The sequence below is a fragment of the Caballeronia sp. NCF2 genome (genome assembly GCF_023631205.1).
GTDB classification, from domain to species: Bacteria; Pseudomonadota; Gammaproteobacteria; order Burkholderiales; family Burkholderiaceae; genus Caballeronia; species Caballeronia zhejiangensis.
The window spans coordinates 45,874-68,646 of record NZ_JALQDN010000094.1 but is presented as its reverse complement, the minus strand read 5'-3'; the positions used below and the strand labels follow the sequence as shown (position 1 = coordinate 68,646).

General features: G+C 65.4%; 20 protein-coding genes and 1 tRNA gene. 6 read left to right on the top strand and 15 right to left on the bottom strand.

Annotated features, from left to right (window positions below; all coding sequences use genetic code 11):
* Window positions 1-19: 19 nt before the first annotated feature.
* Window positions 20-1,303, bottom strand: coding sequence for a sensor domain-containing diguanylate cyclase (locus NCS02_RS34205; RefSeq protein ID WP_250520547.1), 1,284 nt, complete (start codon window positions 1,301-1,303; stop codon window positions 20-22).
* A gap of 204 nt (window positions 1,304-1,507) precedes the next feature.
* Complete coding sequence (locus NCS02_RS34200) at window positions 1,508-2,401, bottom strand: LysR family transcriptional regulator (RefSeq protein WP_250437893.1); 894 nt, start codon at window positions 2,399-2,401, stop codon at window positions 1,508-1,510.
* A 115-nt stretch (window positions 2,402-2,516) separates the two neighbouring features.
* On the opposite strand from NCS02_RS34200, the gene NCS02_RS34195 reads away from it, so the two are divergent.
* Entirely contained in the window at window positions 2,517-3,401 is an 885-nt protein-coding gene (locus tag NCS02_RS34195; RefSeq protein WP_250520546.1) for an SDR family oxidoreductase, read from the top strand.
* 22 nt (window positions 3,402-3,423) lie between these two features.
* Here the strand turns inward: NCS02_RS34195 and NCS02_RS34190 are convergent, their stop codons facing one another.
* The 7 genes from NCS02_RS34190 to NCS02_RS34160 form a co-directional block, all read right to left on the bottom strand.
* Entirely contained in the window at window positions 3,424-5,256 is a 1,833-nt protein-coding gene (locus tag NCS02_RS34190) for a sigma-54 interaction domain-containing protein (RefSeq protein ID WP_250520545.1), read from the bottom strand.
* Between the two features lie 83 nt (window positions 5,257-5,339).
* Window positions 5,340-6,473, bottom strand: a complete 1,134-nt coding sequence (locus NCS02_RS34185; RefSeq protein ID WP_250520544.1) for a branched-chain amino acid ABC transporter substrate-binding protein — start codon at window positions 6,471-6,473, stop codon at window positions 5,340-5,342.
* Window positions 6,470-7,189, bottom strand: coding sequence for an HAD family hydrolase (locus tag NCS02_RS34180; RefSeq protein ID WP_008345631.1), 720 nt, complete (start codon window positions 7,187-7,189; stop codon window positions 6,470-6,472). The genes NCS02_RS34185 and NCS02_RS34180 overlap by 4 nt, the downstream gene beginning before the upstream one ends.
* The gene (locus tag NCS02_RS34175) at window positions 7,186-7,956 is read right to left on the bottom strand and encodes an enoyl-CoA hydratase/isomerase family protein (RefSeq protein ID WP_250442226.1); all 771 of its coding nucleotides are present in this window, start codon (window positions 7,954-7,956) and stop codon (window positions 7,186-7,188) included. Before NCS02_RS34175 ends, NCS02_RS34180 begins: the two co-directional genes overlap by 4 nt.
* Entirely contained in the window at window positions 7,953-9,302 is a 1,350-nt protein-coding gene (locus NCS02_RS34170; protein WP_175982146.1) for a phenylacetate--CoA ligase family protein, read from the bottom strand. Before NCS02_RS34170 ends, NCS02_RS34175 begins: the two co-directional genes overlap by 4 nt.
* 24 nt (window positions 9,303-9,326) lie before the next feature.
* On the bottom strand, window positions 9,327-9,731 hold the full coding sequence (locus tag NCS02_RS34165; RefSeq protein ID WP_008345636.1) for a thioesterase family protein: 405 nt from the start codon (window positions 9,729-9,731) through the stop codon (window positions 9,327-9,329).
* A gap of 241 nt (window positions 9,732-9,972) precedes the next feature.
* Complete coding sequence (locus tag NCS02_RS34160) at window positions 9,973-10,881, bottom strand: LysR substrate-binding domain-containing protein (RefSeq protein ID WP_175982147.1); 909 nt, start codon at window positions 10,879-10,881, stop codon at window positions 9,973-9,975.
* 102 nt (window positions 10,882-10,983) lie between these two features.
* Here NCS02_RS34160 and NCS02_RS34155 point away from each other — a divergent pair, with 102 nt between their 5' ends.
* Genes NCS02_RS34155 through NCS02_RS34140 form a run of 4 tightly spaced genes read left to right on the top strand, consistent with a single transcriptional unit; the run spans window position 10,984 to window position 14,711 of the window.
* Window positions 10,984-12,108: an NAD(P)/FAD-dependent oxidoreductase gene (locus NCS02_RS34155; RefSeq protein ID WP_250458441.1), complete on the top strand. Its 1,125-nt coding sequence runs from the start codon at window positions 10,984-10,986 to the stop codon at window positions 12,106-12,108.
* 2 nt (window positions 12,109-12,110) lie between these two features.
* Window positions 12,111-12,413, top strand: a complete 303-nt coding sequence (locus tag NCS02_RS34150) for a (2Fe-2S)-binding protein (RefSeq protein WP_250520543.1) — start codon at window positions 12,111-12,113, stop codon at window positions 12,411-12,413.
* Entirely contained in the window at window positions 12,410-13,870 is a 1,461-nt protein-coding gene (locus NCS02_RS34145) for an NAD(P)/FAD-dependent oxidoreductase (protein ID WP_250520542.1), read from the top strand. Before NCS02_RS34150 ends, NCS02_RS34145 begins: the two co-directional genes overlap by 4 nt.
* Window positions 13,871-13,916: 46 nt before the next feature.
* Window positions 13,917-14,711 carry an ABC transporter substrate-binding protein gene (locus NCS02_RS34140; protein ID WP_008345645.1) on the top strand — a complete coding sequence of 265 codons (795 nt, stop codon included), beginning with the start codon at window positions 13,917-13,919 and terminating at the stop codon, window positions 14,709-14,711.
* Between the two features lie 180 nt (window positions 14,712-14,891).
* On the opposite strand, the gene NCS02_RS34135 is transcribed toward NCS02_RS34140, so the two are convergent.
* The gene (locus tag NCS02_RS34135) at window positions 14,892-16,868 is read right to left on the bottom strand and encodes a hypothetical protein (protein WP_284504560.1); all 1,977 of its coding nucleotides are present in this window, start codon (window positions 16,866-16,868) and stop codon (window positions 14,892-14,894) included.
* 397 nt (window positions 16,869-17,265) lie between these two features.
* Window positions 17,266-18,642 carry a DEAD/DEAH box helicase gene (locus NCS02_RS34130; protein WP_175982151.1) on the bottom strand — a complete coding sequence of 459 codons (1,377 nt, stop codon included), beginning with the start codon at window positions 18,640-18,642 and terminating at the stop codon, window positions 17,266-17,268.
* 267 nt (window positions 18,643-18,909) lie between these two features.
* Between NCS02_RS34130 and NCS02_RS34125 the strand changes: the two genes are divergently transcribed.
* Complete coding sequence (locus tag NCS02_RS34125; protein ID WP_250520539.1) at window positions 18,910-20,409, top strand: argininosuccinate lyase; 1,500 nt, start codon at window positions 18,910-18,912, stop codon at window positions 20,407-20,409.
* A 46-nt stretch (window positions 20,410-20,455) separates the two neighbouring features.
* Here the strand turns inward: NCS02_RS34125 and NCS02_RS34120 are convergent, their stop codons facing one another.
* The 4 genes from NCS02_RS34120 to NCS02_RS34105 form a co-directional block, all read right to left on the bottom strand.
* Entirely contained in the window at window positions 20,456-21,673 is a 1,218-nt protein-coding gene (locus NCS02_RS34120) for a GGDEF domain-containing protein (RefSeq protein ID WP_008345652.1), read from the bottom strand.
* Window positions 21,674-21,777: 104 nt separating this feature from the next.
* Window positions 21,778-22,017: a DUF3072 domain-containing protein gene (locus NCS02_RS34115; protein WP_250520538.1), complete on the bottom strand. Its 240-nt coding sequence runs from the start codon at window positions 22,015-22,017 to the stop codon at window positions 21,778-21,780.
* An 81-nt stretch (window positions 22,018-22,098) separates the two neighbouring features.
* Window positions 22,099-22,171, bottom strand: a tRNA-Lys gene (locus tag NCS02_RS34110).
* A gap of 189 nt (window positions 22,172-22,360) precedes the next feature.
* Window positions 22,361-22,768 carry an Hsp20/alpha crystallin family protein gene (locus tag NCS02_RS34105; RefSeq protein ID WP_008345656.1) on the bottom strand — a complete coding sequence of 136 codons (408 nt, stop codon included), beginning with the start codon at window positions 22,766-22,768 and terminating at the stop codon, window positions 22,361-22,363.
* Window positions 22,769-22,773 lie beyond the last annotated feature (5 nt).

The following is a 22,773-nucleotide window of genomic DNA, read 5'->3' as shown; positions in this document are numbered from 1 at the left end:
GCCGGGCTTCTGCCCGCGTTCATCTGACCTCGACACGGTTACGCCCCGCCGCCTTCGCGTGATACAACGCCCGGTCCGCGCGGCGCATGAGCGCATCCACGTCGCGCTCGCCGGGCTCGCGTGTCACCACGCCGATGCTCACGGTGAAAGGAATCGCCTTGACGCGCCAGACATGATCGACATCCTGCCGCTCCAGACGCTGGCGCAAGGCGTCCGCGATCCGCGGCGCGGCACTCGCGTCCGCGCCCGGCAGCGCCGCGACGAACTCCTCGCCGCCCCAGCGCGCGAACAGCATGGATTCGAGCGGGATCGACTTTCCGACATTCGCGAGCACGCGCAGCACTTCATCGCCGATATCGTGGCCGTAGTTATCGTTGATCGCCTTGAAGAAATCGATGTCGAGAATGAAGACGGACAGGATCTCGTCGGTCGCGAGCAGCTTTTCGACGAAGTCGATGAACTCGCGTCGGTTCGGCAGACCGGTGAGCGCATCGGTGACGGCCTGTTGCTTCAGCAGTTCCATGAGCCGCGCGCGCTCGGTGATGTCGCGAATGACCGCGGTGAACTCGACCACGCCGCCCACGTCGATCTTGGAGATGGCGATTTCCACCGGAATGATGGTGCCGTCGCGATGCCGCCCGAAAACGCTGTTGCTTTCGTCCATGCGCGGCGCGGTCATCGCGCGCAGGTTCGTCATCGGCGAATTCGCGAACTGCCGCACGTTGTCCGCGTGATGCGCACGCGCGCGCTCTGGCAGCAACATCTCGATGCGCCTCCCGAGCGCTTCTGCCGATGTGTAGCCGAACAGATTTTCGGCGGCCCGATTGAACAGCGTGATCTCGTGCCGCTCGTCGATGCTCACGATCGCGTCGTACGCCGAGTCCACGACCGCGCGAAAGCGCGACGCGTCGAATTCGACTTCGCGCGTGAGCGGCTTCTTCGGCGTATCGTCGATGCACGAAATCATGACTTCGTGCACGGCTCCGAGCGCGCCCGGCCCCCTGAGCGGTTCGAGCGCGAGACGCCACGAACGCGCGCCGTCGATGAATCGATGCGTGTGCGTCTGGCCGTCGAAGCACGCCTTCAACTTTTCGATGAGCATCGGATGCGCCTCGGCCGGCATCATGGCATCGACCGCGAGGGGAAGCGCGGGCGTGTCCGCTCGCGAGGCGTCCGTCATGCGCATGAACGCGTCGTTGCAGGTCCTGACGATCAGACCGCCGCGCGCATCGCGGCCCACGATAGCCACGCCGATCGTTGCGCCTTCCGTAATCTCCCGCGATGTGTTGGGCAACCCCGACATACTCCTATCCTGCCGCGCCGTCGTCCGGCACCGATAATCATCCACTTGCGTCGCTGACGCCACCATGCGTTTGTTATCGGCAGCGTGGGCAAAGGCTTGAGGGCGAAGCGTCCGAGCGCGATTCACCGCAGCGCAGCTTGTTGCGGCCGGCTCGAAGGCGAACGCAACGGCGAGACCCTCGTATCAGCGCATCGTCTGACGCTCCTACCCGTCGATCAACGCCGCCAATTCCTCCGGAGCGCCGGAGGGAAACGATGCTTTGAGGTGATTCAGGAAAGCGGACACGCGCGCGCTCAGAAAGCGCCTTGAAGGGTAAAGCGCCCACAGCGCAATGTCGGACCCGTCCAGCTGGCCCCACTGTGAAAGTCGACCGGCGGCGATATCGCGGCTGACGAGCGACAGCGGCAGGCACGCGATCCCAACGCCAAGCCGGACCGTGTCGCGCACCATGACGAGCGATGACAGTCTGGCGAATGGCTCGACGAATATGCGCTTTCTCCCCTCGGCGCCGGTGACATCCCAGAACGACGTTTGATCGGCCGCTCCACGGATGACTGCCGGCACGCGCGCTTTTCCCTCGGGCGGCTCCAGTCCGGGCTTCGCCACGACGACGAGCCGGTCGTGCAGGATGATCCGTCCAACCAGATTCTCGTCGGGAGCCGGGTTGACCCGTATAACCAGGTCATAACCTTCTTCGATCATGTCGACCGGGCGATCTTCCGTCGTGACTTCCAATCGAACCTCCGGCCACTTCAGCGCGAACGAGGCGACCAGTTTTCCCATGGCGATTTGCGAGAAAAGCGCGGGTGCGCTGATTCGCAAGCGGCCGCGAGGCTGCTCGCTGCTCGATGCTATCGCTGCGGCACTGGCGCTGAGCTCGGCGAGAAGCGCACCGGTGCGCTCATAGAGCGCCAGTCCTTCCTGCGTGAGCTTTACGCCTCGCGGTCCCCGTTCGAGAAGCCGGATTTGAAGGTCGCTTTCGAGTTCGCTCACCCTTCGCGAAAGCGTCGCCTTCGGACGACCCGCGGCGCGAGCCGCCTCGCCGAAGCTTCCGTAACGAGCGACGAGGTTGAAATCAGCAAGTGCAAGAAGATCCATTCGCGCTATTCCGGCGTTCCATTGGTGAGACACGTCGTCTCTTTATAGCATCTTCCGGACCAGATTTGGATCACGTACCTTTGAGCCATCCCAACCACGCTCAAGGAGCAACACCATGACTATTCTCGTTACCGGCGCCACCGGCCGTGTCGGCCGCCAGGTCGTCGACCAGCTCGTGCGTCGCAATGCCGACGTGCGCGTACTCGTGCGGGATCCGTCGAAGGCCGACTTTCCCAGCGCCGTGAGTGTCGTGCAGGGCGAAATGCTCGACATCGACTCACTTCGCCGCGCGTTCGCCGGCGTGCGCACATTGTTCTTGCTCAACGCGGTCTCGGGCGATGAATTCACGCAGGCGCTGATCGCGCTGAATATCGCCCGCGAGTCCGGCGTCGAACGCGTCGTGTATCTGTCGGTGATGCACGCAGAGCGCTTCGTCAATGTGCCGCATTTCGCCGTCAAGTCCGGTGCGGAGCATATGATCGAGGCGATGGGCTTCAGCGCCACTATCCTGCGGCCCGCGTACTTCATGGACAACGAACTGATGATCAAGGACGCGATCATCGAGCACCGCGTCTACCCGATGCCTATCGGAACGAAGGGCGTCGCAATGGTGAACACCCGCGACATTGCGGAGGTCGCGGCCCTCGAACTGATCCGTCGGGACGAGGCGGCCGCTCACCTTCCACTGGAGGTCATCAACCTTGTCGGGCCTGACACGCTGACCGGCCCCCAACTCGCCGCCATCTGGACCGACGTGCTCGGTCGTCCCGTTGGCTACGGTGGCGACGACCCGACTGGCTTCGAGCAGAATCTGGCGAGCTTCATGCCAAAGTGGATGGCGTACGAGATGCGCCTGATGGCCGAGCGTTACCTCAGCGACGGGATGGTGCCCGAACTCGGCGATGCCGAGCGCCTTGTCGGCATTTTGGGCCGTCCCCTGCACGCCTATCGCGACTTCGCCGCCGATCTGGCAGAGGGGCAATCGCAGCGCACCATTTGATTGCCGTGAAAAGCCCGCTCGCTCAGTCCAGTTGACGAATCGACCGTTCGACGCGAATGCCGTGCCGCTTCATCTTTGCGTAGAGCGCGGGCTTCGACACTTGCAGGAGCTTCGCGCAATGCGTCACATTGAGGTGGCACGCCTTCAACGCACTTTCGATGGCGAGGCGCTCCGCCTCCTTCAGCGACACCGGCTCGCCATGATGCTCGGCCGACCCATCGCGCGCCGGCGAAACCGATGCGCCGCCCAAAAACGCCGATACATCCGCGACAGGCTCGCCTTCGTTGAAGTTGACGATCTTCTCGACGAGATTCTCGATTTCGCGCACATTGCCCGGCCAGTCATGCGCTTCGAGTTGCCGCAGTGCCCGCTCCGCGATTTCGGGCCTCGGCTTGTGCATGCGCGCGCAATATCGATCGAGGAAGAACGCGGCCATCGCGCGGATGTCCTCGCGACGCTCCCGCAGCGGCGCGATCATGATCTCGATGACATTGCAGCGATAGTACAGATCCTCGCGAAACGTCTTCGCGAGCACCATCGAAGCGAGATCGCGATTGCTCGCGCAGATGATGCGCACGTCGACGGGAATGCCGCGCGTGTCGCCGATGCGCGTGACTTCGCGCTCCTGCAGCACGCGCAAGAGTTTCGCCTGCACGTCGATGGGCAACTCCGAGATTTCGTCGAGGAACACCGTGCCGCCGTCCGCCGATTCGAACTTGCCCGGACGGCCTTCCCGCGCCGCCCCGGTAAAGCTGCCGGGCGCGTGGCCGAAGAGCTCGCTTTCGATCAGCGCATGGGGCAGCGCCGCGCAATTGATCGCGATGAACGGCAGCGCGGCGCGCGCGCTCGCATTGTGGATCGCCTGCGCGAACACTTCCTTGCCGACGCCGCTTTCGCCGGACAACAACACGTTCGACGCGCCGCGCGCCGCCTTCTTCGCTGCATCGACCGCGCGCTTGAGGCCCGCGTTGGAGCCGATCACGTTGTCGAAGGTAAAGCGTGCGTGATTGCCCGCGTAGCGCCCCGCCATCTTGCGCACGCGCCGCATCTCGCGAAACGTGTTCACCACCGACACGACTTCGCCGCAACGATTCTTGATCGGGATAGCGGTATCGAGCAGGTGCAAGTGGCGCGCGGGCGAATCGATGATGAGCTCGCGATCGACGTAACCCACACCTGTCCGATAGATCGGCCCGACGATCGGCTCGAAATCGATCACTTCGTTGAGCGTCTTGCCGATGCTCGTCCGCGGATCGATGCCCAGAATGCGTCCCGCGACCGAATTGACGTGGCGCAACACTTGGCCCTGTCCGATGACCATCAGCCCATCGCCGATATGATCGATGATCGCGCGCTGTTCCTCGACGAGCGTGTCGTAGGCGGCCAGGTCGAACGCGCTTTGCAGCAGCACGTCGAGCGTCGCGCCGAGCAGCGTGATCCAGGGCGCGGGGGTCGCTTCATTCGTCGCTTCATTCGCCGCTTCATTCGCCGCCTTCCGCCAGCGCAACGCGACGAGAAAAACCCGGCGGCCATGAGCATCGACACGCAGCGCGAACGCCTGCGCGATCGATGCATCGGCGTCCTGCAGCGCCAGCGTCACGCAGCGGCCGTCCGATGAAACGGTGGCGGCTTCGGCGAGCGCGGCGAGCCCCGCCGAAGGACAGCGCGCGAGGAAGGCATCGAGCGCGGCATCGCCAATGTGCGCGAGCGGTTCGAGCACATGGCCACTGCGATCGAGCGTGAAGATGCACGCGCCGGCCTCGCGCGCGGCCAGGCGGCGCGCATCGCGCCATCTGGGCGACGCGAGCGCGCTCTCGAGTGTGGCGATGCTGGGATCGAGCGCGACGGTGGCCATATCTACCTGCGATGCGGTGGGTCAACGGCTTCGAATGTAACAGGACAAAATCCCGCCGCCCCGCGCATCGCGGCATCGCGCGCTCAGTCCTTCTGTGCGATCGCCGTGAGCGCCCCGCTGTTCAGCCGGTACACCGTGACAGGCGCATCGATCCAGTCGCCGTTGGAATCGAACTTGACGGGGCCCAGAATGCTGTCGAACGACTGATCGCGCAGCGCCTTCACGAAGACCTCCGGTTTCGCCGATCCCGCCTTGCGCATCGCATCCGCGACGACGAGCGTCGCCGCATAGAACGCGGGCGCGTAGGTATCGACATCGGCGCTGAACGCATTCCTGAACTTCGCGCGGAAGGTCTTGCCGTCGGGCAGCGTGTCGAGCGGCGCGCCGCCTTGCGCGCAGAACATGCGCTTGTCCGCGACGCCCGCCGAGAGCTTGTCGAATTCGGGCGAACAGATGCCGTCGCCGCCGACGAGCGTCGCGCTCAGGCCGAGCTCGCTCATTTGCCGCGCGAGCGTCGCGGCCTGCGCGTAATAGCCGCCGTAGAACACGACCTGCGGATTGCGCGATTTGATCTGCGTGAGAATGGCCTTGAAGTCGGTCGCCTTGTCGGTGCTGTACTCGCGCGCGACGATCTGCAAGCCTTCCTTCTGCGCGGTCTTGATGAACACGTCCGCGACGCCCGTGCCGTAGGCGGTGCGGTCGTCGATGACGGCGGCGCGTTGCGCGCCCAGCACCTTCGACGCATAGACCGCCATGCGCCCGCCCATCACGTTGTCGTTGGTGGCGAGGCGGAACACGTACGGATAGCCGAGATGCGTGAGATCCGGGTTCGACGAGGCGCCCGTCATCATCACGACTTTGGCGTCGTTGTAAATGCGCGCCGCCGGAATGCTCACGCCCGAGTTGTAATGGCCGATGACCGCCGACACGCCATCGTCGACGAGCTTCTGAGCGACGTTCACGCCGACCTTCGGATCGCCCTGATCGTCCATCGAAATCAGCTCGAATTTCACCGGCTTGCCGGCGATCGCGAAGCCCTTCGCGTTCAATTCGTCGATGGCGAGCCGCACGCCCCGCTCGTCGTCCTTGCCGCTCGACGCCGCACTGCCGGTCAGCGGGCCGGCCACGCCGATCTTCACGACTTCCTGCGCATGCGCCGCGCCGCATAGCATCGCCGCGCATGCAATGAACGTGATTGCCGTCTTCATCGGTTTCATCGTGATTCTCCCGTCGCAGTGAGTGTCAGATTCTCAAGAAGGTCCCGTACCGGCGACAAGGTGTCGAACTCGAAATCCGGGCGCGGCTGCCACGCGCCCAGCGTGTCCGCGCCGCGATTGATCCATGCGACCGCCATGCCGAGCGGCTTCGCGCCGTCGATGTCGGCCCAGCTCGCGAGCGAGCAGTGCAACACGTCATGCGCCGGCAGCGCGAGGCGGTCGAGCGCCAGCCTGAAGATCGCCTCGGACGGCTTGTACGCCTGCGCCATCTCGGCCGTCGTCACATGCTCGAAGTAGCGGGTGAGCTGCGTGCGCCGCCACAGGTCGCTGTCCATGTTGGTGATCGGCATCAGCGGATAGCGCGACGCCGCCCAGTCGAGAAACGGCTCGGCGTCCTCATGCGCGGGCGACGCCTCGACGAGATGCGCGAGAAACAGGTCGGTCAGCTCGTCCAGCGCGTGGCCCTTGCGCGCGCCGGGCCAGCGCGCATCGAGCACGGCGGCGAGCGCCTCGCCCGCCACGTCGCGGTAACGCGCATACGCCTGCCCGCGATACAGCCGCACATTGCGAATATCCCAGTCGAGATAGATGTCGAACATCGCGTCGCCGGTCTCGATCGACAGACGCCGCAACACTTCCGCGATGCCGAGCGTGCCGCCGCGATCCACATCGACGAGCGTGCCGAAGTAATCGAACGTCAGGGCTTTGGGGTTCATTGCGCGCGCTCCTTTCTCGTGGCGAACTGCTTGACGCGTTCGGCGGCGTCGGGATCGGCGAAGGCGTCGATCGTCGCGTCGAACTCGAGTTCGAGACTCCGTGCGAGCGATTCGCTCAATTGCGTGGTGACGAGGCGCTTCAGCCGCGCGATGGATCCCGGCGATTGCTCCGCGATGCGCGAGGCCAGCGCGATCGACGTATCGAGCATGGCGTCGCGTGGCACGACGCGATTGACGAGTCCCATCGACATCAGCGATTGCGCGCTTTGCCGCTCGCCGAGCAGCCACAATTCCATTGCGCGTTGATGGCCGAGCGCCTGCGGCAGCAAATGCGTGACGCCGCCCGTGACGAACTGGCCCCACGCCATCTCCGGAAAGAACGCGACGAGATCGTCGGACGCCACGACCATGTCGCAATTGAGCATCCATTCGAAGCCGCCGCCGACGGCAAAGCCATGCACCGCGCCGACGACGGGCTTCGCGTTGAACATCAGATCGCGCGTGATGCGCTGAATGCGCTCGATATGCAGACGAATGCTTGCGTCAGTCGCGCTCTGCTCGCCGAACTCCTTGAGATCGTCGCCCGCGCAGAACGCGCGGCCCGCGCCCGTCAGCACGATGACGCGGCACGAGGGGTCGTCGTTCGCTTCTTGCAGCGCCTCGTGCAGATCGTCGAGCAGCGCGCCGCCGATCGCGTTCATGCGCTCCGGGCGGTCGAGCGTCACCACCCGAAGCGGTCCTTCCGTGCGTGTCCTGACGTAGCTCATGCGGGCTCCCTGTCGATCCAGCGTGTCTTGCCTTCGGTGCGCGGAAAGTGCTCGAACGGGACAATGGTCACAGCCGCGCTCGCGCCGATGCGTTCGCGCACGGCCGCCTCGATGCGCGCGGCGGCATCGTTCCAGCGTGCGACGGGCAAGCCGTTCGCGGCCTCGACCGTCATCGCGATGCGGTCGTATGGCCCCGGCCCTTTGAGCACGATGCGAAACATGCCCGAGGCCCATTGCGGCAACGCCTCGACCGCGAGCCGCACCGCGCCCGGGAACACGTTGACGCCACGCACGTTGAACATGTCGTCGGTGCGGCCCGTCACGCGAAAGCGCCAGGCGCTGCGGCCATCGGGGCCGGCGTCGGTGGCCGTCACCGTGACGACGTCGCGCGTGCGATAACGCACGAGCGGCTGGCACTGCTTGCGCAGATGCGTGCAGACGAGTTCGCCCGTCGTGCCGGCTTCGATCGGCAGACGCGCGAGCGTGTGCGGATCGATGATCTCGGCGAACACCACGTCCGCCGCGTGATACAGCAGATCGGTCGTCCAGTCCGTTTGCCCGCCGAGAATGCTCAGCACTTCCGAGAGGCCGAAGTTCGCATTGCGCACCGCGAAGCCCCACTTCTCCTCCATCGCGGCGCGCAACTCCGGATTGTCGAGACCGGCCTCGCCGCCGAAAAGCCCGAGCTTCAGCCCGAGATCGCGCGGCGCGGGGCCGCCGGTCTCGCGCAGCACCTGCTCGATCAGCGCCGGATAAGACGGCGTGCACGAAATCGCGTCGATGCCGAGATTCAGGATCGAATCGATCAGAAGCCGCGTGTTGCCGACGCCGAACGGCACGACGGTCGCGCCGGCGGCTTCGAGAATCGTGTGATCGGTGAAGCCGCCCGTCCACATGCAGTAGTTGAGGCAGTGCACGACGCGATGCTCCGGGCGCAGTCCCGCCGCCCACATCGAGCGCGCGCCGACGCGGGCGATATCCGCGGCATCGCGCGCGCTGTTGGCGAGGATCAGCGGCCGTCCCGTCGTCCCCGACGTACGATGCAGCCGCGCGATGCCGCTCTCCGTGCACGCGACGTAATCGCCATACGGCGACGCGTTCTCCTGGCTTACGCGCAAGTCGTCCTTCTCGGTGAAGGGCATGTCCTGCAGCGTGTCGAGCGTGATGTCGTCGCGGCCGGCCCAGCGCTCGAGCTTCGTGCGATAGAACGCGGACATCGCGCGCAGATACGGCCAGTGAGACGCCCATAACGCATCCTGATGACGCCGCACTTCGTCGAGCGGGAGCGTCTCGAACGCTTCGTCGAAGTAGACGCCGCGCGCCGGCGAATGAACTGCTACGTTCATGTGTGGTCCTCTGTCGTGTTGGCGTTATTCGGCGCGGCGGCGTTTGGCGGCGCGTGCTTCGATCGCGGACCGCTCGACGATCGCCCGCGCGTGGCTCGCGGTGCCGATCGGCCCGCCCGCATCGGTGGCGACGATGTCGAACCAGTACAGCGCGCCGTCGATGTCGCGGAAGGTCGCGGTCGCGGATACTTCGGCGCCGAGCGGCGTCGGCGCGAGATGGTTGAGATGCGTCGTCACGCCGACGGACAGTTGCCCGTCACCGATGGCGTCGCGCAGCACATCGGCAGAAGCGCGCTCGATCAGCGACAGGAGCGCGGGCGTGGACAGCACGTCGGGGTAGCGCTCGTCCGCGTCGCGCGCGTGGGCGGATGCGAGATCCGCGGATGTGACGGTGTGGGTGAGCGTGGCGGCTCGGCCTCGTTCGATCATGTGCGGCTCCGGGTTGTGTAGCCGCCAATAAGGCAAGGTCCGGGCCATATGGGCCGAAGCCCCGTCGGGCGGGGCTTCGGGCGATTTTGCAAGACGTTGGAACGGCGGACCGTTAAGATTCTTGACGTTTCGATTCGCTACGGACGTCTTGGCGGCTGATGCGGCAGTCGCTGCACGGTGACGAGCGTGCGCGGGTCTCGACATCCATCACGGATGAAACCGGGGCGAGTTCCGCATGAAGTCAGACCTCAGCGACAACCCGTCCGAAGGCCTCCCGCACGGCGTCGCAAAACGCGTCGGCCACAACGGGAACGGGCCGGGAGGCATTCGTCACGATATAAAAATGATCGTGCACGGCAGGCGCGAAACGCTTCACCGCCACACGTTGCCGTGCGTAGGCCGCCGTCACCGGGTCGATGAGCGCGACTCCCGCTCGATTGGCGACCAGCGCCACGATCGCTTGCGATAACTGCGCCTCGATCACGAGATTGCGTGTCACGCCCGCTTCCACGAAGACGCGGTCGATCGCGGCGCGGGCGTCGAAGCTGTGCGGAAACGAAACGAAGGGCTCGCCGCGCAGGTCGTCGGGACTCAACGATGCACGGCGCGCCAGGCGATGCCCGCGCGGCACGATACATCGCATCACCGCGTTCGGAAGCCGCTCGCTCTTCACGGCCGGATGCGGGATAGCCTCGGCGGTCAGGCCCACGTCGCACTGGCCGGACGCAACCTTGTCGACCACCGTCGTCGCACTGTGCGCGAGCAGACTCACGTCGATGCCCGGATGCTGCTCGACGAAACGCGCGATCACCGCCGGCAGCAGATCGAGCGCGACGGCGGGCGACCCTGCCACGCGCAGCGAACCGCGTCGCATCGCGCGTATCTGGTGGGCCGCCTGCGTGATCCGGTCCAGTCCGACGAACGCGCGCTCCACTTCCTCGAACAGCACGCGCGCTTCGGCCGTGGGCGCAAGCCTCCCCTGCTGCCGTTCGAACAGCACGAAGCCGACGCGGCTTTCGAGATCGGCGATAAGACGGCTCACCGCGGGCTGCGAGATATGCAGCGACTCGGCGGCGCGCGTGACGGTGTGTCGAAGCATGACCGCGCGAAACGCTTCGATCTGCCGGATTTTGAGCTCGGACATTTCCATAACATTGAATTATAGATGACCGATCATTCGGCATTTGACGGGCGTTTTTTATCCGCCGAAAGTTGCGTCTCGATACATCAATGCAGGCACAAAGCGCAATTCATGCACGTCGATCTCGCCCATAACACATGCCGCCGGTTCGATATCGTGGTCGCGGGCGGCGGACTCGTCGGCATGGCGATCGCCTACGGGCTCGCGCGTGCGGGCCAGCGCGTTGCCGTGTGCGACGGAGCCGACTCCGCGCATCGCGCGGCGCGCGGCAATTTCGGCCTTGTCTGGGTGCAGGGCAAAGGCGGACGATGCCTGCCGTATGCGCAATGGTCGCGCGAGTCGTCGGAGCGCTGGAGCGCTTTCGCCGCGCAATTGAAGCGCGAAACGGGCATCGACGCCGGATTCGAACGGCCCGGCGGCATCGAGTTGTGCGAGACGGCCGAGCAGCTCGAAGCCGGCCGGCAGCTGCTCCAATCGATTCATGCGCAGGACGCATCGCTCGACTACGAAGTGCTCGACATCGACGCGCTCAAGGCGCGTGTGCCTTCGGCATCGGACGAACTTGCGGGCGCGCTCTATTCGCCGCACGATGGCCACGCGAGCCCGCTCTACACGCTGCGCGCCATGCAGCAGGCCTTTGCGTCGCACGGCGGCACGTATCTTCCGCATAGCGAGGTGCGCGAGATTCGCCCTCGCGCGGGCCGCTTCGAGATCGACACGACGCACGGCATGCTGCAAGCCGGACGCGTCGTGCTCGCCGCGGGTCTCGACAACAAGCGCCTCGCGCCGATGGTCGGCATGAACGCGCCGATCACGCCTCTGCGCGGTCAGATCATGGTGACCGAGCGGCTCGCGCCGTTTCTCGACTATCCGACGCTGGTCGTGCGGCAGACGCGCGAAGGCTCCGTGCTCCTCGGCGACTCCGCCGAGCAGGTCGGCTTCGACGACGGCCAGACACGCGCCGTCATGGCCGATATCGCCCGGCGCGCACGCACCGCGTTTCCGGCACTCGCGCATGCGCGCATCGTGCGGGCATGGGGCGCGTTGCGCATCATGACGCCGGATGGACTGCCGGTCTACGAGGAATCGGCGGCGCATCCCGGCGCGTTCCTCGCCATTTGTCATAGCGGCGTGACGCTCGCCGCCGCGCACGCGGACGTCATCGCACCGTGGATCGCGGGCGGCGCACGTCCCGCGATTCTTCATCCTTTCGTCGCCACGCGCTTTTCGAATTAGACATGCCCACGCACTTCGAATCCCTCGCCACGCTGTCGACGCCGCTGGTGTGCATCGACATCGACGGCGCGCATCGGCAGGTGCCGGCGCATTACACGGTCGCGGCGGCGCTGCTGGAAAGCGGCACGCTGGCGTGCCGGAACACGCCGGTCAGCGGCGCACCGCGCGGACCGTTCTGCATGATGGGCGTGTGCTTCGACTGTCTGGTCGAAATCGACGGCGTGCCGAACGTGCAGGCGTGCATGACGCGCGTGCGCGAAGGCATGCGTGTGCGTCCGATGCCCGGCAAGGCGAGACTCGCATGACATGGCATCCGGCACAGTCGAAGTGCGATCTGCTGATCATCGGCGCCGGGCCTGCGGGCATGTCGGCGGCGATCGTCGCGCGCCGCGCGGGCCTCGAGGTGTTAGTCGCGGACGAAGGCGAAGCGCCCGGCGGACAGATCTATCGCAACGCGTCGCGGTCTCCGCTCGCGGATGCATCCGTGCTCGGCGACGACTATCTCGCGGGACGCGCGCTGATCGACGCTTTCGAGGCCAGCGGCGCGACCCATCTCGCGCGCTGCGTCGTATGGCAGATCGAGTCCGGAAACGGCCGCGCCGTCGCCATGCTCACGCGCCGCGCGCACGACGGCGAGCCCGGCGGCACGCTCGACGTTTCGGCGCGCGCGGTGCTCGTCGCGACCGGCGCGCAGGAGCGTCCGTGGCCCGTGCGCGGCTGGACCTTGCCGGGCGTGATGGGCGTCGGCGCGGCGCAGACGCTGCTGAAGTCGTCCGGATTGGCGCCCTCGCAAGACGCCGTGCTCGCCGGCTGCGGACCGCTCTTGTGGCTGTTCGCATCGCAATTGCTGAATGCGGGACGCCGTGTGCGGGCCATCATCGACACGACACCGCGCGATGCCTGGCGCGCCGCGCTGCCTCATGCGCTCCCCGCACTCGCCGGCGCCGACTATCTGCTCAAGGGTCTGCGCATGATGCGCGCGGTCAAGCGCGCGGGCATCCCGGTGCATCGCCGTGCTGGCGCTTTTTCGATCGAAGGCGAAGGACGGGCCGAACGCGTGCGTTTCGTCGATGAACAAGGCGCGTCCCGATCGATCGACACGTCGCTCGTGCTGCTGCATCAGGGCGTGATTCCGTCGACGCAACTGTCGCGCGCGCTCGCTTGCGAGCACGAATGGGATGCGTCGTCGGCCTGCTGGCGGCCTCGCACCGATGCGCGCGGGCGCAGCAGCGTGAAGAACGTGTGGATCGCGGGCGATGGCGCGGGCATCGGCGGGGCGAAGGCCGCCGCGCACGCGGGCACGCTTGCGGCGCTCGATATCGCGCGCGAACTCGGCGCGCTCGATGCGCCAGCCCGCGATGCACGCAGCCGTCCTGCGCGGCTTGCGATGAAACGCCATCTCGCCGTGCGTCCGCTGCTCGATGCGCTCTACGCGCCGCCCGCCGCGCTGCGCCGTCCCGCCGACGACGTAATCGTGTGCCGGTGCGAGGAAGTCACCGCGGGCGAGATTCGCGCGATCGCGGCGTTGGGCTGCCAGGGACCCAATCAGATGAAGGCATTCTCACGCTGCGGCATGGGCCCGTGTCAGGGCCGATGGTGCGGCACGACGGTCGGCGAACTGATCGCGCAGGTGCAGGAGCGCGCGGTCGGCGATGTCGGTTACTACCGCATCCGCGCGCCGATCAAGCCGGTCACGGTCGATGAAATCGCCGAGTCCATCGCGCTCGACGACGACTTCGCACGCGGCGAATTTCCCAGTTGAATCCATCCACGACAGACGAAACGACACCCCATACACGGAGCCCCCAATGAAGACCACCCGCGCAAAGACGATGTCGACCGCCGCCGCGCTCGCCCTGATGGCCGTCAGCACGATGGCATCGGCCAAGGAATGGAGCACGATCCGCGTCGGCGTCGACCCGACCTATCCGCCGTTCGAATCGGTCGCGAAGGACGGTCAGGTCGTGGGCTTCGACGTCGACCTCGGCAATGCACTGTGCGCGAAACTCAAGGCGAAGTGCGTCTGGGTGCAAAGCAGCTTCGACGGCCTGATCCCCGGCCTGCAGGCGCGCAAGTTCGACGTGATCCTGTCATCGATGGCAGCGAACGCGAAGCGCCGCGAGCAGATCGATTTCACGGACCGGCTGTACCGCAATCAGACACGCCTCATCGCCAAGGAGAGCGCGCATCTGCTGCCCGACGCGTCGAAGCTCGCGGGCAAGCGGGTGGCCGTCGAACAAGGCACGGTGCAGGAAACCTATGCGCGGGAAAAGTGGGCATCGTCCGGCGTCGAAGTGGTCGCGTATCCGAGCTACGACCAGGCGTATGCCGATCTGACGGCGGGCCGCGTCGATGCGGTGCTGATGGATGCCGTGCAGGGCAAGCTGGGTTTTCTGGCGACGCCCGCGGGCAAGGGTTTCGCATTCGCGGGCGATGTGGTCTATGACGCGAAGATCATGGGCGACGGCGACGCCGCCGGCGTGCGCAAATCGGATCCGGAACTGCGTGAGGCGTTGAATGGCGCCCTCGCCGAAATGCTGCGCGACGGAACCTATCGCAAGATCGAAGCACGGTACTTCGATTTCGACATGTACGGGAAGTAATGTCCGTAGCTTGGCGCGTACACAGGGTCGCTCGTGAGGGCGGCCTCGAACACACGCTACCCGGCCGCGGCGGCGTCCTCGCCTAGTCGAAGCGGCGCGGCCAAAAACGTCCAGCAGTGCGCCGAAGAGGCGACTGTCCGTGGTCTTGCCGCGCCGTTGCTTGACGGCTTTTACGCCGCTTTATTTAGCGATGCCCACGCGTTCGCAGTCCGCCATCGCGCCGTTGCTGCCTTGCGTGTACTGCAGCGTGTAGCCGTTCTTGAGACCGCGATTGGACGCCAGCACGATCTGGCCGAGCGTGGTCGTCGTGGCCGCGCGCGTCGAACGTTGCTCGATGATCAGATCGGCGAGTTCGGGGTTCGCGCGCGCCGCGTCCGCATCGATGATGCGTCGCGCGTTCGACACGCTGCCGCGATACCAGCCGTAGAACGGGCGATACGCCGGACCCGCGTAATGGCTGTCGATGATCATGTACGGATCGAGACGCTTCAGCGCGGCCTCGACGTCGTCGTCGTTGAGGATGTACGCGAGATCGCCGCCCAGACGCGAACCCGGCTCGCCGATGTGCGCCGGATCGTAGCGCCAGCCGTCCGGCCCGTTGCGCAACTGCGACCACGTCTTGCCCGTCCACGTGACGACGTGCGACAACGCGATCGTCGACGTCGCCGTTTCGGGCGCCGTCACGCCGTTGACCTTCTTCGGCGCCTGCGTGATATAGAGCAGATCGCCCGGCAACAGCAGCTTCGACGTCGCATCGAAATTGCCGTGGTTGATGTCGAGCAACACGCCCATTTGCTTGACGCCCGCCCATTTCGGCGTCGTCGTGGCGCCCGCGGGCGTCATGCACGCCTGCGTCGTGATGCCGGTTTCGACTTCGCGATTGTCCGTGGTCAAGCCCGCGAAGTTGTAGACCCACGCGGTGAAGTCGGAGCAGTCGACGCCGTGCCACTGAATCTGCGCCGGCTCGAGCGCGGTCGCGTTCGTTTCGCCCTTGCGCTGCACGACCTGCGAGCCGTCGACGCCGCTGCGCTGCGCCGTGCACGTCATGCCGTACTTCTGCGCCGGATCGGTCTTTCCGCCCGACGTGCTGCCCTTGGACGAGTTGCGATATTTCGGATCGGCGTCCGACGAATCGTCGAACGGCAGCCAGCCCGGAATATGGTGGTGGCAATAGTTGATGTTCTGATCGACCCAGTAATTCTCGACCGCGATCACCAGTTCACGCTGGAACGTGCCGATATCCGCGCACCCGGCGGGCGCCTGGATCGCGCCGTACTGGCCGGCGAGCGGCCCCCAGCTGCTCGGCGTCTTGAGCGTCGACCAGTTGGTCTTCGTCAGCTTGCCGGTGAGCTTCGCCTGCACGTCGTTTCGGCGGCCATCGAAGAGCGCGAGGTTATCGGTCAGAAGCGCGACGCGGTCGCCGCACGTGCTCGCGCTGCCCTTCGCGGTCTGCACCGCGCCTGGCATCACCGGCTCGATCTGTGCGACCGACGTGATGCCCGAGCGGTTGCGCGGATTCGACATGTACGTCGCCGCGCCCGTCGTGATCGAGCAGTTGCCGCCGCCCGGCGCGCTCACCGTGCCGTCTTCCGCGATGTTGCCCGCGCCCGCGTGACACGACGTCAGCGTGTCGCCGTTGGCCGCCTGCGCGACGATGTCCTGCGTGCTCGCCTCGATGCTGCTGCCGTCGGCCGTGCGGCTTTCGGACTCCGCGCCGAGGGCGAGCGCCATCTTCGCGCCGTCCGTGACCGTCGACGCCGTGCCGGCCGCGACGAGTGCCGGCATGGTTTGCTGCACGTCGATATCGCCGGCGAACGCGTTCACGCGCGACATAGCCGCCGCGATATTGCCCGCGATAAGACCGCCCGCGGCGCGCGCATCGGCGACGATCGCGTTCGAATACGCGGAGACGACCATCTGCGAAGGCGCGCTCAGATAGACCGCGTCGAGTTCGCCGGCGAGCGTCGTCGCCGTGCCGTTCGCTTCTTCCTCGAAGCTGCCGCCCTTCACGCGCACGAGCAGCGGATAGCGCAGCGTGCCCGTCAGCTTGAACGTGCCGTCGCTGCCGGTCGTGGCGACGGCGGAAGCCTTGTCGGCGACGGTGCCGTCGGCCGCGATCTCATGCACGGTCACCGATGCGTTCGCGACCGGGCCCATGTATACGCCGCCCGACGTCGACGGAGTCGATCCGCCGCACGCGGACAGACACAGGGAAAACGCCGCGCTCGCCGCGGCGGTGAAAAGAATGGGCTTCACGATGACCTACCGATAAGGATGCGGGCGCGGCGATGAACCGCGCTTGATGTGTCCGATGCGGCTTTCGGAAAGCCGACCATCGACGTCATCAGCGTAAGGCAAGCGTCAGCACCGCGATCCGGCGATCAGACTCGATAACGGCCGGTTGTTCAGCGGATTCGAAAGGCTAAAGAAGAGCGGATCGTGGCCGCGCGGCGCATCCGTGACGTCACGCTCGACCGCCGTGCCATGACAGGGTCTCGCTGATTGCTCTCGGCCACTAGCGGTTGTTTATCGCCACGCTGAGGTTCAGACCGGATCAGGGTCGCCGTTTGCTTCGCCCATCAGCGGATTTACCAGCGGGCTTGCGCGACCCCGCCGCTGGCTTGCCGGCGGATTTGCCGCGTGGCTTCTGCACGCCGAAAGGATTGCTGCCAGGCGAGATCATGCCTTTGTCCGCGTCCGCAACGCGGGACGTCGCGGCCGGCGCGACTTTGGGCTTCTTCGGCTTTTTGGGTTTCTTGATGATCTGGCCCGTCGCGCTGGTTTGCGGCACGCGGTGTTCGGCCTCGAAACCCGGCTCTTCTTCACGCGGCAGCGTTTGCCGGATCAGCGCTTCGATCGCGGCCAGTTGCGGCGCTTCATCGGCACACACCAAGGACACCGCCACACCGCTGGCGCCCGCGCGTCCGGTACGGCCAATACGGTGCACATAGTCCTGCGCGACGATCGGCAGATCGACGTTGATCACCAGCGGCAAGTCATCGATATCCAGCCCGCGCGCGGCTACGTCGGTGGCGACCAGCATGCTCACTTCGCCCGTCTTGAAGCGCTCGAGCGCACGCAAGCGCGCGGGTTGCGGCTTGTCGCCGTGAATGGTGTCGACGGCGTATCCCGCTTCATCCAGCATCGCCGCCAGATAATCCACGCCATTGCGGGTTTTGACGAACACCAGCGCGTGTTCCCAGTTGTTCTCGGCCACGAGATGCATGAAGAGATCAGGCTTGTTTCTCTTGTCCACCGGCACGACCCACTGCCTGATCTTGCTGGCCGTCGCATTGGGCGGACTGACGCTGATATTGACCGGCCCGCGCAGAATGCCCGCCGCCATCGCGCGGATATCGTCGGTGAAGGTGGCGGAGAACAGCAGCGTCTGGCGCTCGGTCGGCAACGCCGCAAAGACAGCGTTGAGTTCGCGCGCAAAGCCGAGATCGAGCATGCGGTCGGCTTCGTCCAGCACGAGCGTCTGCACTTGATCGAACTGCACCGCGTTCTGCCGATTGAGATCCAGCAAACGGCCCGGCGTGGCGACGAGCACATCGACGCCCTTGCGCAACTTCATCATCTGCGGATTGATGCTCACACCGCCGTAGGCGGCCAGATATCGCAAGTCGAGGCCTTTGCCGTATTCGATGAAGCTCTGCAGCACCTGTTCTGCCAGCTCACGCGTAGGCACCAGCACCAGAACGCGCGCCCGGTTGCTGGACACCGGCGGACCGTGCTGCACCAGCCGTTGCAACAGCGGCAGCGCAAAACCCGCCGTCTTGCCAGTGCCGGTCTGCGCCGCAGCCATGACGTCCTTGCCGCCGAGCACGGCAGGAATCGCCTTCGCCTGCACCGGCGTAGGTGTCCGATATTCGAGGTCCTGCAGATTACGTAATAACGGACCGATCAGGCCAAGCGAGGCGAAGGACATGCGCGTATTCCGGGCTAAAACCGCAATTTTAGCTTTACGAAGCGCGCATCGGCGGCGCGCGCCAACGAAAGCGGCGCGAAAGCTCGGGTTCCAGATTCGCATCGATGAACCCGCCACGCTTGCGAGATCGAGGAGACACCGCGATGACCCGCTTCATCGATTGCGATGATGGATGAAAAGGCCCGCGTTTAGAATGCGCTCTTCGCTATCGGCGCAACGGCTATTCGAACAAACGCTGTCACTGCAGCGACAAGGACAATCGAGACCATGCTCAGAAAGAAGGTAATTCCGCTCGCTTTCGCGATTCTTCTCCATGCGTTGCCCGCGAGCGCCCAGCAGACGACGAACCGCGACGAGTTTTACTGGCTCGGCGAAATCAACAAGGCTACCGCGGTCATCAATAGTCAGGAAGGGTTGCTGGACAAGGCGTTGGTGCCCGGCATCGCGGCAGGCCTCGCCAAAGTGATTCACGACGGCAATCAACCCGGCGGCAAGCGCCCTTCCACCGTCATCACATTCGAGCCGCTGCTGATTCAAGCCGCAGGAATGGATGCGACGCTGCTGCACGCCGGGCGCTCCAGCCAGGACATGCATGCCACGTATCGCGCCGCCATCTTGCGCGACGATATGCTGCGCCTCGCCGAACAGTTGAACAAGACATCCGCGACGCTCGTTACGCTGGCGCAAAAGCACGAGCGCACCATCGTGCCGAATTACACCAATGGCGTCGCCGCCCAGCCGAACAGCTACGGGCATTATCTGCTCGGTTACGCTGCCGCCCTCGATCGCGACGCGCAGCGCATCCGCGAAGCGTACGCACGCATCGATCTGTGCCCGATGGGAACCACGGTGCTGAACGGCACGAGCTGGCCGCTGGACCGCGTTCGCATGGCGCAATATCTGGGCTTCGCCGACATCGTCGACAACGCCTACGACGCGCATCAGATCGCCGCGGTCGATCATCCGGTAGAAGTCGGCTCGATCGTAACGAGCATCGCGCTTCATGCGGGCAGTTTCATCGAGGACGTCATGACGCAATATGCGCAGCCGCGTCCGTGGATTCTGCTTCAGGAAGGCGGCAACAACACCTACGTTTCCAGCGCGATGCCTCAGAAGCGCAATCCGGGCCTGCTGAATTCGACACGCGCGGATGCATCGACTGCCATCACGCTCGCGATGGGACCGGTCATTCGCGCACACAATCTGCCGCCCGGCATGCCGGACGCGAAGGAAGTCAGGGACAACAAGGAAATGGTGAACAGCGCTATCACCGTCCTGCGCAAATGGGACGACATTCTCAAGGCTTTGGTGATCGATCAGGGCCGGGCGCTGGAGGAACTGAACAGCGACTGGACCGCATCGCAGGAAGTCGCCGACGTGCTGATGCGCAAATACAAGCTGCCTTTCCGATTGGGCCACCACTTCGCGTCGGAGGTCGTGGAATACGCGCGAGCGAACGATATCAAGCCCAGCGATTTCCCCTACGATCAGGCGCAGCGCATCTACGCCGAAACGACCAAAGGCTACGGCAACGGCGTGCTGCCGATGAGCGAAGAGGAATTTCGTTCGACGCTGAATCCGGCGGCTATCGTCGATAACCGGCGTACCGTCGGCGGGCCTCAACCGGCGGAGATGGAACGCATGCTGACTGCGGCAAGAGCGAAGATCGCGCAGCAGGACGCATGGGTGGCCGAGAAGCGCAAGACGATCGATTCATCGTTGGCCGGACTCGATCGTGACTTCGACAAGCTCTTGAGCAGCCGGTGATCGTCCGGGTGTTGCGACGGGCTGCTCGACCCAGGCGAATGAACGCTCAGAGTGCCGTCAGACGGCGGTCCGGCGCATCGTCGAGATTCGCGCGGGCCGTCGCGGCTCGCGCGATTTCAAGCCGGTTGCCGCCGCGCGATTTTGCGCTGTAGAGCGCGCGATCCGCGGCAGCGAGCACTTTTTCCAGCGTGTCTTCATCGGTGCCGATGCGCGCCATGCCGATACTCACCGTCGCCTCGATCTCCACGCCGCCCGCCGTGCGCGTGACGGTCTGCGCGAAGCGGCGAACGACGGCTTCGGCCAGGTCTTTCGCGCGGGCGCTTTCGTGCCCCGGCAACAGCGCGGCAAACTCTTCGCCGCCGATGCGCGCCAGGATCACATCGCGTCCGAGCACGCTGCGCAGAATCTTCGCGAACGACTTCAGTACGTCATCGCCGGCTTCGTGGCCGAAGCGGTCATTGATCGCCTTGAAGCGGTCGAGGTCGAGCGCGAGACACGACGCCGGCGGAAAGGCGTCGCTTTCGCGGATGACGCGTGCGCCTTCTTCGAAGAACCATCGGCGGTTGCCGAGACCCGTGAGGTAATCGGTCTGCGATTCGCGTCGCAGATCGGCGTGGGCTTCGTCGCGCGCGAGGCGCAGGAGCGTCATCGGCAGAACGACGGAATAGAGCACGCCTTCATACATCGTCGCCTGACCGGCGATCGCCAGCAACTGCGGTCCGAACGACGCCGCCAGCCACGGCAGAATCGCGGCCCTGAATGCGTAGAAGAGCGCGTGGCCGCCCGTGACGGCCACGGCGATGTTGCGCGACTGCTTCCATTTCGAATCCCGCGTGCCGAGGAGTTCGCGCGCAGTCAGACCGCACACCACGGCAATGGGAATGGCGCTGATGTACGCCCACATGACCGCTTCGCCGCGCTTGCCCGCGATGGCCCAGGCGAGCGCGAGCATCGACAGGATGCCGACGGCGAACCGGCCGTAGCGGCGTCCGTTCAGGAGCGCGACGCCTTGCAGATTGAGCAGATACCCGCCGACGATGATGAGATTCGACACCGCGGCCCCCACGACGCCGGGGAGGCCGGGCACGCCGTGCCGCATCGACGCGGCGGCGCAGCCGAGCGCGAGCGTCGCATAACCGGCCGCGAGCACGCCGAGTTCGCGCCTGCGCCGCGGATACGACCGGCGCTCCCAGAGCGTCAGCGCGCTGCTGGCGAGGAGCGTTCCTATCGCTAACAGGTAAAGGGTGATGAGGTCGACACGCATGCGCTCGTTAAGCCTTCTTCCGGCCGAAGACGATCTGACATGACTCGTTTACGGCTGCAGAATCGGAAAATTTAGGCACGCGTGCCGGATTCGGACGCGTGCCGTCAGCCTGATTTACCGCGCCCCGTCTTTTGCTGAAGTTCGTCGATGCTGCGGGACGCGTCGGCTTTCGTCAGGGTTTCGTCGAAAGGTTCCTTGGCTTCTTCGCAGAGCGTTTTGAGGTAAGACGCCTGCGCGCCGGTCATCGGCTCATCGCCTGTGGTCCAGTCGGCGGGGTCTTTTTCCGCGTTCGACGTCGGGTGCGATTTGGGGTTGTCTTGCGGATCGGCGGATTTCTGGGTCATGCTGGGATCTCCTTGCAATGCCCCTTGCTGCGCAAAGAATGTGCCCTGCCTGGGCGAAAGCCCCGACGTGTGATGCCGATATGGGCCGTACTGGATTCGAACCAGTGACCAACGGATTAAAAGTCCGCTGCTCTACCAACTGAGCTAACGGCCCGGCTCGCCCGATCTCCGCCCGCCACAAAGGCGCTTCTTGGGTGCCTGCCCTGGCCGATGGCCGGCAATCGCGTGTATGTCCGCGCGAGCGCTCCTTGATGACGGTGCGCATCCGGGTCTGCGCAGTCGGAGGGTGGCGGCAGACGGCCGCCACCCACGTTCTCCTGTCGTTGCTGCCCGCCCGCCGGCCTCAGTTCGTACGCACTTCGATTCGGCGCGGCCGGGCTTCGTCGCGGCGCGGTATCGTCAGCTTCAGCACGCCGTTCTTCAGGTTCGCATCGATTTTCGATGCGTCGAAGTCAGCCCCCAGCGAGAACGCCCGCGCGAAATGAGGCTGGCGGATCTCCGCATGCTGCAGGCGCAGTCCTGCCGGCGTGGGCACCACCGCCTCGGCCTCGATGTACAGGTTGCCGTCGTGGACCTTCACATCGAGCCGGTCCTTCGTCACGCCGGGCAGATCCGCCCACAGAGTGACGCCCTGGCTATCCTCGAAGACGTCGACGGGCGGCGCCAGCGTGATCCGGCGTGGCGACTGCTCGTCGTCGCGCCGAGCCACCGTCGTGTCGTCTTTCCTGGCAAGTTTGGTCGTGTCGTTCATGATGT

Coding starts and splice junctions, on each gene's coding strand:
- NCS02_RS34145 (WP_250520542.1), top strand. CDS start 12,410: ATGACATGGCATCCGGCACAGTCGAAGTGCGATCTGCTGATCATCGGC.
- NCS02_RS34105 (WP_008345656.1), bottom strand. CDS start 22,768: ATGAACGACACGACCAAACTTGCCAGGAAAGACGACACGACGGTGGCT.
- NCS02_RS34170 (WP_175982146.1), bottom strand. CDS start 9,302: ATGAACGTAGCAGTTCATTCGCCGGCGCGCGGCGTCTACTTCGACGAA.
- NCS02_RS34130 (WP_175982151.1), bottom strand. CDS start 18,642: ATGTCCTTCGCCTCGCTTGGCCTGATCGGTCCGTTATTACGTAATCTG.
- NCS02_RS34140 (WP_008345645.1), top strand. CDS start 13,917: ATGAAGACCACCCGCGCAAAGACGATGTCGACCGCCGCCGCGCTCGCC.
- NCS02_RS34190 (WP_250520545.1), bottom strand. CDS start 5,256: ATGGCCACCGTCGCGCTCGATCCCAGCATCGCCACACTCGAGAGCGCG.
- NCS02_RS34185 (WP_250520544.1), bottom strand. CDS start 6,473: ATGAAACCGATGAAGACGGCAATCACGTTCATTGCATGCGCGGCGATG.
- NCS02_RS34150 (WP_250520543.1), top strand. CDS start 12,111: ATGCCCACGCACTTCGAATCCCTCGCCACGCTGTCGACGCCGCTGGTG.
- NCS02_RS34120 (WP_008345652.1), bottom strand. CDS start 21,673: ATGCGTGTCGACCTCATCACCCTTTACCTGTTAGCGATAGGAACGCTC.
- NCS02_RS34175 (WP_250442226.1), bottom strand. CDS start 7,956: ATGAGCTACGTCAGGACACGCACGGAAGGACCGCTTCGGGTGGTGACG.
- NCS02_RS34200 (WP_250437893.1), bottom strand. CDS start 2,401: ATGGATCTTCTTGCACTTGCTGATTTCAACCTCGTCGCTCGTTACGGA.
- NCS02_RS34125 (WP_250520539.1), top strand. CDS start 18,910: ATGCTCAGAAAGAAGGTAATTCCGCTCGCTTTCGCGATTCTTCTCCAT.
- NCS02_RS34115 (WP_250520538.1), bottom strand. CDS start 22,017: ATGACCCAGAAATCCGCCGATCCGCAAGACAACCCCAAATCGCACCCG.
- NCS02_RS34180 (WP_008345631.1), bottom strand. CDS start 7,189: ATGAACCCCAAAGCCCTGACGTTCGATTACTTCGGCACGCTCGTCGAT.
- NCS02_RS34195 (WP_250520546.1), top strand. CDS start 2,517: ATGACTATTCTCGTTACCGGCGCCACCGGCCGTGTCGGCCGCCAGGTC.
- NCS02_RS34155 (WP_250458441.1), top strand. CDS start 10,984: ATGCACGTCGATCTCGCCCATAACACATGCCGCCGGTTCGATATCGTG.
- NCS02_RS34165 (WP_008345636.1), bottom strand. CDS start 9,731: ATGATCGAACGAGGCCGAGCCGCCACGCTCACCCACACCGTCACATCC.
- NCS02_RS34205 (WP_250520547.1), bottom strand. CDS start 1,303: ATGTCGGGGTTGCCCAACACATCGCGGGAGATTACGGAAGGCGCAACG.
- NCS02_RS34160 (WP_175982147.1), bottom strand. CDS start 10,881: ATGGAAATGTCCGAGCTCAAAATCCGGCAGATCGAAGCGTTTCGCGCG.
- NCS02_RS34135 (WP_284504560.1), bottom strand. CDS start 16,868: ATGGGCCCGGTCGCGAACGCATCGGTGACCGTGCATGAGATCGCGGCC.